The following is a 12,482-nucleotide window of genomic DNA, read 5'->3' as shown; positions in this document are numbered from 1 at the left end:
CGGCGGCGGCGGTGCGGGGCGCTGTCGCGGCGGTGCTGTGCGTCAGCGCGCCGGACAGATGGCGCTGGACATGCGGCCGAGGTCGACGTGCCGCCGACTCACCAAGGCAATTCCAGCTCCGTTCATGGGGGGAAGCGTGGCATGTGGCGATTGGAGGAGTCCACTACTGTCCACGATCCGGACGAACTCGTCTCGCATCGCAAGATCCCCGTGACGGGGGTCACCCCAGGAGCCCCTTTGTGCACCCCGTGCCTCAACCGTCGGCGGCGGTTGAGGCACGGGGTCCAGGGCCGGTCCCCGGGCCCGGCAGGATCCGAAAGAGACGGGCCTAAGCGCCGGGCCAGGGGCCGGGAGTCGGGGTGGACTCCTTCTGCTCCGATTCCTCGCGGAAGACCTTGAAGCCCCGCCGGAGGTAGTTCGCCATCGCCGTCGGCCCGTCCTCACTGCACGTGTGGACCCAGACGCGCCGCGTCTCGGACAGCTCCGGCCAGCGCCCGGCCAGGGACCAGGCCCGCTCGATGCCCACCGACAGCAGGTGCCCGCCGATGCGCCGCCCCCGGAAGTCCGGGAGGAGGCCGAAGTACATGATCTCCACCACGCCGTCCGGCTGCGGGTCGAGTTCCACGTACCCGGCCGGCGTGCCCCGGTCGTACGCCACCCAGGTCTCCACGCCGGGACGGTCCAGCTGCTCGACCCACTGCGCGCGGGTCAGCGACAGCCGGTCCGTCCAGTGGATGTCGCCGCCGACCGAGGCGTAGAGGAAGCGGCTGAACTCGGGGGAGGGGACCTCGGAGCGTTCGATCCGGATCTCCGGCCCCGGGACGGCCGCCGGGACGAGGTCGGACGGTGAGGTCATTTCCAGGGACCAGGTGGTCAGCGTGATGGTGCTCATGGACGTCAGGGAATCACGCCCGCACTCCGGTGGCCCAGCCGGGCGCCGATCACCGCCGGGGCGGTGGAGTGCGGCAGCAGCGCGGCCGGGTTCCCGGGGCGGATCAGCTCCACCTCCACGTCCTGCGCGAAGCGGTACGGGCGGTGGGCCAGTACGCCCCCGAGGTTCCGGCGTATCCGGGAGATCTCCGCGCGGACCGTCACGGTGCGCGTCGGGTCCCCGAACAGCTCCTGCGCGAGTTCCGCGGCCGAACGCCCCCGGGGGGCCTCCGCCAGCAGGAACAGCAGCTCCGCGTGGCGCGGGCTCAGCTCCTGCGACCAGCTGCCCGCGGCGCCGTAGACGGTGGCCGACCACGCCCCCGGCCGGCTGAGGTCGAGGACCAGGCGGGCGGCCGCCCCGGTGCCGGTGGGGGCCTGCGTGACGCCCAGCAGCCAGCCGCCCGGCAGCGGCTCCACCAGGCAGTCGCCCAGCTGCGGCACCCACACCCGGCCCGGGCCGAAGGACTTCGGCAGCGGGACCCGGTCCACCGGCGCGAGCCCGGTGACGGCCGCCGTCCACCCGTGGCAGTCGACGGCCAGCGCCCGCCCCGGCATCCGGGCCAGCAGCGGGGCCGCCACCGACCGCAGCCGTTCCAGGGACTCCAGGTGCCGTACCCGCAGCTCCCGCTCCGCGAGGCGGGCCACCGAGCTCACCCACGCCAGCGTCGCCGGGTGCATGGTGGCCAGCGGCCCGCTGACGTCGAGGATGCCGAGCAGCTGCCCGTCGCGGGGGTCCCGTACGGGGGCTCCCGCGCAGGTCCAGTCGTGGTGGCTGGAGACGAAGTGTTCCGCCGAGAACACCTGGACCGGTCTGCGGGCCACCAGGGCGGTACCGACCCCGTTGGTGCCGACCACGGCCTCGTCCCAGTCGGCTCCCACCCCGAAGCCCAGCCGGTCCGCCTTGCGCAGGATCGAGGAGTGGCCCTCCCGCCACAGCAGCCGTCCCTCGGCGTCGGCGACGACCATGATGTGCAGGGACTCGTCCAGCGAGGGCAGCAGCCCCTCGCGCAGGACGGGCAGCAGGTCGCGCAGCGGAGAGGTCTGGCGCCGCTCCTCGGTCTCGGCGGCCGACAGCATCCGCGAGCGGCTGTCGCGGTCCGGGTGCACCCCGCCCGCCATCATCCGGCGCCAGGACTCGGCGATCTCCGGGCGCGGTGCGGCCGGCGGCCGGTCCCCGGCGAGCGCGGCCGCCCGTACCCCCTTGAGCAGACGCGCGGCCTCCCGCGCGTCCATGGCCGAGATGCGTGCCACATCGACCGCGCTGCCTGTGGTGTGAGCCACCGGAACCTCCCCGTGTCGAACGTGCGTACGACGGTTCCCGCCCGGGAGTGTCCGGTACGCGCCGCTTCCCGTGGCGCGTACGGCTCGCCCCTGGGGCGGTTCCAAGTCAAAGGTTGCAACGTCATGCAACTCTCGCCAAGTCCCGGTCGCCCGATCGAAACTGTGCGGACGTCGCCGAGCGGCGTGACAGCTCCTTCCTCGGGGCTTCTCGGATCAGGGGTGGTGCCGAGTCGGCGCGGCGCCATCCCTGGTCCAGGTCAACGGGCCCGGATCGCGGCCCGCAGTGCTCCTCGGAGGGTTGGGGCCCTCCTGTGCTACCCCGCGATCCGGGCCCGTTCCACCACGGACCCCAGGTCCAGACTGTGCGGCAGCGTGCCGAAGGCCGCGCCCCAGTCCCCGCCCAGCCGCGAGGCGCAGAACGCGTCGGCCACCTCCGGCGGGGCCCAGCGCACCAGCAGGGACCCCTGCAGCACCAGCGCCATCCGCTCCACCACCCGCCGGGCCCGCGCCTCGATGCCCTCCAGGTCCGCGAGCTCGGTCAGCAGGTTCTTGATGGCCGAATCCAGCCGGTGGTCTGCGCCCCGCGCCAGGCCGACCTCCTGGAGGAAGGCGTTCAGGGCCTGCGGCTCGCGCTGCAGGGCGCGCAGCACGTCGAGGGCCTGGACGTTGCCCGATCCCTCCCAGATGGAGTTCAGCGGGGACTCGCGCAGCAGCCTGGGCAGTCCCGACTCCTCTACGTAGCCGTTTCCGCCCAGACACTCCAGTGCCTCCGCCACCATCGGCGTACAGCGCTTGGTCACCCAGTACTTCGCTGCGGGCACCGCGATGCGCAGGAAGGCCCGCTCCTGCTCGTCGCCCCTGCTCTGGACGGCGTCGTACGCGGCCGCGAGGCGGAGCGTGAGGGTGGTGGCCGCCTCCGACTCCAGGGCGAGGTCGGCGAGCACGTTGCGCATCAGCGGCTGGTCGATGAGCGGCGCTCCGAAAGCAGAGCGGTGCTCCGTGTGGTGAGCGGCCTGCGTGAGCGCCTGGCGCATCAGCGAGGCCGAGCCGATCACACAGTCCAGCCGGGTCGCCGCGACCATCTCGATGATGGTCCGCACCCCCCGGCCCTCCTCGCCCACCCGGCGCGCCCACGTCCCGTCGAACTCCACCTCGCTCGACGCGTTCGACCGGTTGCCCAGCTTGTCCTTCAGCCGCTGGATCGCGAACACGTTGCGCGTCCCGTCCGGCAGCACCCGGGGCACCAGGAAGCAGGTCAGCCCGCCCGGCGCCTGCGCCAGCACCAGGAACCCGTCGCACATCGGCGCCGAACAGAACCACTTGTGCCCCGTCAGCAGGTACTCGCCCGACGCGTCCAGCGGCACCGCCGCCGTCGTGTTAGCCCGTACGTCGCTGCCGCCCTGCTTCTCCGTCATCCCCATCCCGAAGAGCACCCCGGCCTTCTGCCCGGCCGGCCGCAGGCCCTCCTCGTACACGTGCGAGGTCAGCCGCGGCTCCCACTCGGCGGCGAGCACGGGATCGGTCCGCAGCGCCGGTACCGCCGCGTGCGTCATCGAGACCGGGCAGCCGTGCCCCGCCTCCGCCTGCGACCACACGAAGAACCCGGCCGCGCGCCGCAGATGCCCCGCCGGGCGTCCCCACGCGTCGGTGAGCCCCGCGCCCACCGCGTGCCCGAGCAGCCGGTGCCACGAGGGGTGGAACTCCACCTCGTCGATCCGGTTCCCGTAGCGGTCGTGCGTCCTCAGCTTCGGCGGGTTCTCGTTGGCCTGCGCCCCCCAGTCCTGTGCCTGCCGGGACCCGGCCGCGCGCCCGAGGTCCGTGAGCTCTTCCCGTACCTCCGCGGCGAGTTCGGGCGCGGCACCCGCGAGGTGCCGCTCCACTCCCTCGCTCAGGACCCGGTCGCTGCCGTATACATCGTGGCCCACGAGGAGCGGGGCCTGATTGCTGACTGTGTGGGTGGTGGCTGCCATGCGGATACCGTAAGGACGTGCAGCACGCAAAAGAAACAGCTGAGCGGATTCAGGCCCGGCCGGGACGGCTCCACCGGGCCCGTGCCCTCTACCGCAACGTCTCCAAGCGCAAGATGGCGTGGCTGCTGCTCAAAGACACCGTGAACTCGTGCATCGAGTACCGGATCCTGGGACTCGCGGCCGAGGCGGCCTTCTTCACCCTCCTCTCGCTGCCCCCGCTCTTCCTCGGCCTGCTGGGCCTCCTCGGGTACGTGGACGGCTGGTCGGGCGGTACGACCGTCGCCAGCATCGAGGAGAACATCCTGCGCGCGGTCGGCACCGTCCTGTCCGACCGGGGCGTCAACGACATCGCCCGGCCGATGCTCGACGACGTCACCAACCGGGGCCGCCCCGACCTGATCTCCCTCGGTTTCGCCTTCGCCCTGTGGTCGGGCTCGCGCGCCGTCAACGTCTTCATCGACACCATCACCGTCATGTACGGGCTCGACGGCCAGCGCGGCATCGTCAAGACCCGGCTGCTCGCCTTCGTCCTCTACGTCATCGCCCTGCTGATCGGCGCCATCGTGCTGCCGCTGATGGTGGTCGGCCCGGACGCGGTGGTGCGCCTGGTGCCGTGGAGCACGGAGGTGATCGCGGTCCTGTACTGGCCCGTGGTCACCCTGCTCTCGATCGCTTTCCTGACCACGCTCTACCACGTCTCCGTCCCCGTCCGGTCGCCCTGGATCGAGGACGTGCCCGGCGCGCTGGTCGCCCTCGCCATGTGGGTGTTCGGCTCGTTCCTGCTGCGGATCTACCTCACCAACACGGTGGAGGGCCCGACCATCTACGGATCGCTCGCGGCGCCCGTCGCGGTCCTGCTGTGGATCGGCATCTCGGCGTTCGCCGTCCTCGTCGGAGCGGCCGTCAACGCCGCGATCGACCGCGTCTGGCCCTCGCTGGCCACGGCGGCGGCGCGCGAGGCGAACGAGCGGGTCCGCGAGGCGGAGGCTGCCCAGCTGGTCGCGCGGGCCGCCGCCTGGCGGGCGCTGGCGGAGGGGGAGTCGGAGGACGACGAGGACGCGGGCATGCCCTCGGAGTTCCCCGAGCGCTGGTCGAAGTTCCTGCCGCCCGAGGACTACCACTCCCGCCTGCGCAAGCACTGAGGGCCTGCGGGAGCGCGGGCCGCTTGCGTGAGCGCTGGCCGCTTGCGTGAGCGTCGGCCGCGTGCGGGAGCGCTGATCGTCTGCGTGAGCGCCGGCCGCCTTCGTGAGCACCGACCTCCTGCGCGAGCGCTGGCCGTTTGCGTGAGCAGTGATCGCTTGCGTGAGCACTGGCCGCGTGTGTGAGCAGTGATCGCTTACGTGAGCTCTGACCGCCTGCGCGAGCACTGGCCGCCCGGGTGGGCGCCGGGCCCGGCGTTTCGGGCCGGGCGGCGCGTAGCCTGGTCGGCGTGTACGAGGAGCGGCCGTCCCCCGTGGTGCCCGGCGCCGTGCTCTGGCGGGCCGGCGGCAGCGGCGGCGTGGTGCTGCCCGACGGCTGCATGGACCTGCTGTGGGTGGACGGCCGGCTCCTGGTCGCCGGACCCGACACCGCCGCGCACCCCGCCGGGGAGGTCCCCGGCTCCGGCTTCGCCGGGATCCGGCTGGCCCCCGGCACGGCGCCCGCGCTGCTCGGCGTACCGGCCCGTGTCCTGCGCGACCGGCGGGTCGAGCTGGCGGACCTGTGGCCCGCCGCCGAGGTACGGCGCCTCGCCGGGCGGGTGGCCTCGTACGAGGACCCGTGCGCGGGGCTGGAGGAGCTGGCCCGGCTCCGCGCGGCCGACGGCGGGCCCCCGGACCCCCTGGTCACGGAGGTCGCGGCCAGGCTGCGGGCCGGGCAGGGCGTCGCCGCCGTCGCGGGGGCGGTCGGCCTGGGCGAGCGGCAGCTGCACCGGCGCGCGCTCGACGCGTTCGGGTACGGACCCCGCACGCTCGGGCGGATCCTGCGCCTCCAGCGGGCCCTCGCGCTGACCCGGCGCGGGCTGGCGCAGGCGGCGGTCGCGGCGGCGGCCGGATACGCCGACCAGGCCCACTACACCCGCGAGGTGCGCGCCCTGGCCGGGACCACGCCGGGCGCCTACGCGGCGCGGCCTGCGGCGGGGTCGGCTCAGGCGGGGGCGGCTCAGGCGGAGGTGACTCAGGCCGGGGTGGCTCAGGCCGGGTCGGCCGGGCCTGCCGTGTCGCCGGCTCCGGCTGCTCCGGCTGCCGCGAAGAGGGAGACCCCGGAGCCGTCCGGGTCGAGGACCACGGCGTAGCGCTGCCCCCAGAAGGCGTCCCAGGGCTCCAGGTGGCCCGTGTGGCCGGCGTCGGTCAGCTCCGCGTACAGCGAGTCCACCCCGGCGGGGGAGTCGCACAGGAATGCGAGCCCCACCCTGCCGTCGCTCGCGGGGCGGGTCCAGGACCGGTCGAAGGAGCGGATGACCTCCTCGGTGTCCCAGCCGATCCGCAGTCCGCCCGGCAGGGTGGCCTCGACGTGCGGCTGGGAGTCCGCCCCGGCGGGGACGTCGATGCCGAGACGGCGGTAGAAGGCGAGCGATGCGGCCATGTCGGAGACGACGATGCCGATCATGTCGAGTCGGGGAGTCATGGCGTCAGGTTAGGGGCGCCGGGGACCGCCGGTCTTGAACGAATCGGACACCGGGCGCCCGGTCAGTCCGTGTCCTCCTCCGGCGGGAGATGGCGGTAGACCGTGGCCCGGGAGACGCCGAGCGCGGCGGCGATCGCGGTGGCCCCGCTGCCCGCCGCGTGCATCCGGCGGGCGGCCTCGGTCATGGCCGGGGTCATGGCGGCGGGGCGCCCGCGCCGGCCCCCGGGTACGGGCCGCGCCGTCACGGCCGCGGGACCGGCGGGCCCGTCCAGCAGGCGCCGTACGCCGTCCAGGACCGCCTCGCGCAGCTCCGGGACCGGGGCGTCGGCGAAGAGCACCACCGGGTCGGAGAGCATCGCGACGGCTTGGGCGGCCCGCACCCGCTCCGCGAAACCGGGATCCGGCCCCGCGACCAGGGCGCTCGCCCGGAGCATGGCCTCGCGCAGCCGCGCGAAGGCCGGGCCGGGGGTGGCCAGGGCCGTGTCCTGGAGGTTCAGGCGGAGCAGGTGGCGGTGGTTCAGCCAGACGTCGAGCACCCCCTCGATCGCGGCCCACCGGGCCCGGTCGGCCGCGGCGGCGCGGGCCAGGGCGGCGGCCAGATCCCGGAGCATCGGCTCGACGAGGGCGGCGAGGATGTCGGCCTTGCCGGGGAAGTGGTAGAGCACCGCCGGCTTGGAGACGCCGACCCGCTCGGCGATCTCCCGCAGCGAGGTCTCGTGGAAGCCGTGGACCCCGAACAGTTCCGTCGAGACCCTCAGGATCCGCCTGCGGGTGTCGGGAGCCGTCTCGATAATCGACGCGTTGTGCGACGGGCTGGGAGCGATCTGCGTCTCGTAAATCGTCTCAGAATCTGCGGTTCTGCGGCTTTCCATGGAGAACAGCTTAATGCCTTGCCTGACTTGAGGGCAGGCTTCTGCCGTCGTGCCTGACCGACGGTCAAACGAATGCCCGCCACCGCCCACGCGGACGGCGGCCCGTAAAAGAAGTGGCGCGAGCCTGAGCGGGCTTGTTGCGGTGGGGACGTTCCCGCCGATCGGCGTGGGACCGCTCGTCAGTACGTGCGTACGACCCGGAGGTGAGTTCATTGATGACTGTCATGGCGCAGGGCGCTGCCCGCACTCAGAAGACCATCAATGTCACCTCCGTGGTCTCCGGCTGACCTCCAACCTCATTTGCACTCCACCCTCCGCGCCCGTCAAGGGTCTGCCCTACCAGGTCGACACCCTCAACGCGGCCGGCAACGGCTGGATCACCACCGCCCGCACCGAGTACGACGCACTCGGCCGGGCGGTCAAGGTCATCGACGCGGCGAACAACGCCGTGACCACGTCCTACGCCCCTGCAACGGGCCCGGTCTTCTCCGTCACCAGCACCAACGCGCTGGGGCATACGACGACGACCACCAACGAGCCGGGCCGCGGGGTTCCCCTGGAATCCACCGACCCCAACGGCCGCAAGGTCACCAAGTCCTACGACGCCCTCGGCCGCATGACCGCGGTGTGGACCCCCTCGCAGAAGCCGGCCACGGACAAGGCGGCCTACACCTTCGCCTACCAGATCGACGTCGACAAGACGCCGGTCGTCACCTCCGCCACCTTGCGGGACAACGGTACCTACGCCCAGTCCATGGCCATCTACGACGGCCTGCTGCGTCCGCGCCAGACCCAGACCGAAGGCCTGGGCGGGGGCCGTCTGATCACTGACACGCTGTACAGCGAGAACGGCACGGTCCGACAGACGAACAACGGCTACCTCGCCGAAGGCGAGCCGGCCAAGGAGTTCTTCGTCCCGGAGAGCGTCTACAAGGTTCCCAACTCCACTGAGTTCGCCTACGACGGCCTGGGCCGCACCGTCCGCACCACCACCATGTACGCGGACGTGGCGCAGAACTCGACAACGACCCAGTACGCAGGTGACTGGACGCTCACCCGGACGGCGATGTCGGGCGACGGAAAGACTCCGCTCAAGGGCAGCCGCGCCTCCAAGACGTTCACCGACGTGCTGGGCCGCACCTCCAGAATCAACCAGGCCACGACAACCGACACTTCCAAGATCGACCCGGTCAAGCCGGCCGACGCCGACCCGACCATCTGGAACAGCACCACCTACGACTACGACGCCCGAAACAAGCTGTCGAAGGTCACCGACCCGGCCGGCAACGCCTGGACATACACCTACGACGCACGCGGCCGCATGACGGGATCCGATGACCCCGACGTCGGTACGACCACGTTCGGGTACGACAACCTCGACCAGAAGACCTGGACGAAGGACTCCGCCGGACGCACCCGTTACACGACCTACGACGCCCTCGGACGCACCACCGAACTCCGCGACGACACCGCCAACGGCCCGCTGGTCGCCGCATGGACCTTCGACACACTGCCCGGAGCCAAGGGCCAGCCCGTCGCAGCCACCCGCTACAACGCCGGGGCGGCCTACATCAGCGAGGCCACCGGCTACGACACCGAGTACCGGCCCACCGGCTCGAAGATCACCATCCCCGACACCCCGGCCACCAAGGGGCTGGCCGGCAGCTACGCCTACACCACCACGTACACCCCGACCGGCAAGGTCCAGTCGACCACCGTCCCGGCAACTCCGGGCGGCCTGGCCGCAGAGAAGCTGATCACCCGCTACAACGCCGACGGCGCCCCGGTCACCCTCTCGGGCCTGGCCTGGTACACCGCCGACACCATCTACAGCCCCTACGGCGAGGTACTGCGCACCACCTCGGGCAGCGCACCGCAGCGCGTGTGGCAGACCAACCGGTACGACCCCAACACCGGTCAGGTGACCCAGTCCACGGCCGACCGGCAGACCGCCCCCAACCGGATCAGCGACGTCAAGTACGCCTACGACCCTGCTGGCAACATCACCTCGGTCACCGACAGCCAGCCCGGCGGCATCGCCGAGACCCAGTGCTACGCGTACGACCCGATGGGCCAGCTCACCAAGGCCTGGACAGGCAAGACCGATGCCTGCACCGGCCCGTCCAAGAGCGACGTCACCCCAGGCATCGACGGAGCCGGTTACTGGAAGGAGTACTCCTTCGACAAAATCGGCAACCGCACCCAGCTCATCGACCACGACCTGACCGATCCGGCCCAGGACAACACCACAACGACGAAGTACGCCTACGGCGTCAAGGTGACCGGCAACGGCACCCAGCCGGACACCACCAGCCAGCCCCACGCCCTCGGCAAGACCGACGAGACGATCAAGAAGCCCGGCTCCACCATCACCTCGCAGTCGACCTACGGCTACGACAACGCCGGCAACACCACACGCCGCACCATCGGCGGCGACACCCAGATCCTGAACTGGGACCGGAGCAACAAGCTCACCTCCGCCTCCAGCCCCGGCATCGGATCAGTCGCCGTCACCGGCCCCGCCGGCAAGTGCCTGGACGTCGAGAGCGGAAGCAGCGCTGACGGAACCGCGGTCCAGCTCTGGCCGTGCAACGAGACCAAGGCCCAGCAGTGGCGCCTGAGCGGTGAAACCGTCCGCGCGCTCGGCAAGTGCCTCAAAGCCGCAGGCGGCAATGCGGTCCTCGCGGCATGCGACGGCAGCAACGAACAGAAGTTCACCTACCGCCCCGGCGACAAGACCCTCTACAACGCGGCCGCCAACGCCTGCGTGGACGTACCCAATGGCAACACCGCCGACGGCACGAACCTCCTGGTCTTCGCCTGCAACGGTGGCGCCAACCAGCAGTGGAGCTTCGACACCACCACCACCTACCTCTACGACGCCTCCGGCAACCGCCTGATCGAGGAAACCGGCAGCAGCCGCACCCTCTACCTCGGCGAAGCCGAGATCACCGTCAACAAGGCCGGCCAGCCCCTGGACGCCGCCCGTTACTACGGCAACACCGTCCGCACCACCCGGGGCAAGGCCACAGACCACAAACTCTCCGTTCAGCTGACCGACCACCACAACACGGCAACCACCTCGATCGACCAGAACGCCACCCAGAACATCACCCGTCGGAAGTTCGACCCGTACGGAAACGACCGCGGCGCACAGGTGGGATGGGCCGGCAGCCGCACGTACCTCGGAACCGGCAACAACGACAACACCACCAACCTCACCCACATCGGGGCTCGCGAGTACGAATCGACCACGGGCCGCTTCATCAGCGTCGACCCGATCATCGACATCACCGACCCGCTCCAGATGAACGGGTACACCTACGCCAACGGCAACCCCGTCAGCAACTCAGACCCCACGGGTCTGCGAACTGACGACGGCACAGGCCACAGCGAAAGGCTCGACGGCAAGTCTCCTACGAACCCCTTCACCCCTGGAGGCGGCCACAAGGGTGACTCCGCGGACAGTGACGACGGCCCTGGCGGTGGCGATAGCCCTGGCAATGGCGGCAACGGCAACGCCGGTAAGAAGGGGAACGGCTGCGACAACTGGCTTTGCAAGGCCGCGAACAAAGCCAAGAAGTTCGTCGTCGAAAACAAAGTAGCAATCGTCTCGATCGCCACCGAGATCGTTGTCGGCGCGGCCTGCGTGGCAGGCGCCAGCGCCGCGGGCATAGCGACAGGCGGCGCAGGATTCGCCCTGGCCGCTGGATGCGGTGCACTGGCCGGAGCCGCCGGCGCAGCAGTCGCCAACCTCATGGACCCAGCCGCCGACCACAGCGTCATGGGAATCCTCACGGACATCGGGATAGGCGCAGGCCTCGGCGCAGCAGGCGGAGTGGCAGGTGTTGGGGCCGGACTAGCCCTTAAGGCCGGCGCCAAGGCCCTGGCTAAGACCGTCGTAGGCAAGGCAGTCGGCCAGGCGGTCGGCAAGGCAGTCAGTCGCGCAAAATGCTTCGTCAATAGCTTCACCACTGGCAGCCTCGTCTTGATGGCAGACGGCACGGCAAAGCCGATCGAAGAGATAGAGATCGGCGACAAGGTCCAGGCATCAGACCCGGAGACGGGCGAGGCCGCACCAAAGGACGTCACGGCAACCATCCGGGGCGATGGGTCCAAAAACCTAGTCGAAATCACGATCGACACTGATGCCGACACAGGATCGACCTCGGGCACCATCACCGCCACGGACAAACACCCCTTCTGGGTACCGGACATGGCCAGCTGGGTAGACGCCAAGGATCTTCAGCCCGGGCAATGGCTCCAGACCAGTGCTGGCACTCACGTCCAGATCAAGGCCGTCAAGCAGTGGACGCAACAACTCGCCACGGTCCACAACCTGACCGTCGCCGACGTCCACACGTACTATGTGCTCGCAGGTACCACACCGGTCCTCGTCCACAATTGTGGTGGCACAGCGACGATCCATTACGACGGTGGCCATGCTTCGATCGAGGTCAGTGCGGGCGAGGAGGCTCTTCACACGCACCAGGTCGGTGGCCTGGTGGAGGTAGGCGGTGAAACGATTGCTACGCCAGTGAGGTCAGAGATCTTCACAGGAGCAGTTTCACCTAGCGCACGTTCGGTGACTTTCAATCTCCCGAATCCTGGTGGCGCTATGGCCTATCAGGAGGTCTTTCTCGAGAGAGGAGTAACTGGCACCTATGACGCCTCGACAGAAACTTGCTTCCATTACTGTGCGAGGGTTCTGCAAGCAGGTGGAGTCCCGAACGTTCCGGCCCAGGGAACGATCAGGGAGCTGGCAGTCTTTCTACGTCGTGCGAGCCAGTGAATCGAATGGGGATCCTGCGGGGAGAAGAGGTAG

At 70.5% G+C, this 12,482-nt stretch carries 9 protein-coding genes; 3 read left to right on the top strand and 6 right to left on the bottom strand.

Features of this window, described 5'->3' with window-relative positions; genetic code table 11:
• Positions 1 to 42: 42 nt before the first annotated feature.
• The 4 genes from OG904_RS04660 to OG904_RS04645 form a co-directional block, all read right to left on the bottom strand.
• The gene (locus tag OG904_RS04660; RefSeq protein WP_312847410.1) at positions 43 to 126 is read right to left on the bottom strand and encodes a putative leader peptide; all 84 of its coding nucleotides are present in this window, start codon (positions 124 to 126) and stop codon (positions 43 to 45) included.
• A 202-nt stretch (positions 127 to 328) separates the two neighbouring features.
• Positions 329 to 892 (bottom strand): GNAT family N-acetyltransferase, encoded by a 564-nt coding sequence (locus OG904_RS04655; RefSeq protein WP_405487646.1) that lies wholly within the window; start codon positions 890 to 892, stop codon positions 329 to 331.
• 5 nt (positions 893 to 897) lie between these two features.
• Positions 898 to 2,163 (bottom strand): GAF domain-containing protein, encoded by a 1,266-nt coding sequence (locus OG904_RS04650; RefSeq protein WP_405497766.1) that lies wholly within the window; start codon positions 2,161 to 2,163, stop codon positions 898 to 900.
• Between the two features lie 362 nt (positions 2,164 to 2,525).
• On the bottom strand, positions 2,526 to 4,181 hold the full coding sequence (locus OG904_RS04645) for an acyl-CoA dehydrogenase family protein (protein ID WP_405487644.1): 1,656 nt from the start codon (positions 4,179 to 4,181) through the stop codon (positions 2,526 to 2,528).
• Between the two features lie 17 nt (positions 4,182 to 4,198).
• Between OG904_RS04645 and OG904_RS04640 the strand changes: the two genes are divergently transcribed.
• Complete coding sequence (locus OG904_RS04640) at positions 4,199 to 5,323, top strand: YihY/virulence factor BrkB family protein (RefSeq protein WP_405487642.1); 1,125 nt, start codon at positions 4,199 to 4,201, stop codon at positions 5,321 to 5,323.
• 287 nt (positions 5,324 to 5,610) lie between these two features.
• A complete protein-coding gene (locus OG904_RS04635; RefSeq protein WP_405487640.1) occupies positions 5,611 to 6,453 on the top strand; it encodes a helix-turn-helix domain-containing protein in 843 nt (280 codons plus the stop codon).
• On the opposite strand, the gene OG904_RS04630 is transcribed toward OG904_RS04635, so the two are convergent.
• Both OG904_RS04630 and OG904_RS04625 read right to left on the bottom strand, forming a co-directional pair.
• Positions 6,351 to 6,785, bottom strand: a complete 435-nt coding sequence (locus tag OG904_RS04630; protein ID WP_405487638.1) for a VOC family protein — start codon at positions 6,783 to 6,785, stop codon at positions 6,351 to 6,353. The genes OG904_RS04635 and OG904_RS04630 overlap by 103 nt on opposite strands.
• Before the next feature lie 62 nt (positions 6,786 to 6,847).
• Positions 6,848 to 7,657 carry a TetR family transcriptional regulator gene (locus OG904_RS04625; RefSeq protein WP_405487636.1) on the bottom strand — a complete coding sequence of 270 codons (810 nt, stop codon included), beginning with the start codon at positions 7,655 to 7,657 and terminating at the stop codon, positions 6,848 to 6,850.
• A gap of 142 nt (positions 7,658 to 7,799) precedes the next feature.
• Here OG904_RS04625 and OG904_RS04620 point away from each other — a divergent pair, with 142 nt between their 5' ends.
• The gene (locus OG904_RS04620; RefSeq protein ID WP_405487634.1) at positions 7,800 to 12,449 is read left to right on the top strand and encodes a ricin-type beta-trefoil lectin domain protein; all 4,650 of its coding nucleotides are present in this window, start codon (positions 7,800 to 7,802) and stop codon (positions 12,447 to 12,449) included.
• The last annotated feature ends 33 nt before the right edge of the window (positions 12,450 to 12,482 follow it).

It is taken from the genome of Streptomyces sp. NBC_00096, assembly GCF_045041305.1.
Lineage (GTDB): Bacteria > Actinomycetota > Actinomycetes > Streptomycetales > Streptomycetaceae > Streptomyces.
This window is presented reverse-complemented; position numbering and strand designations above follow the sequence as displayed.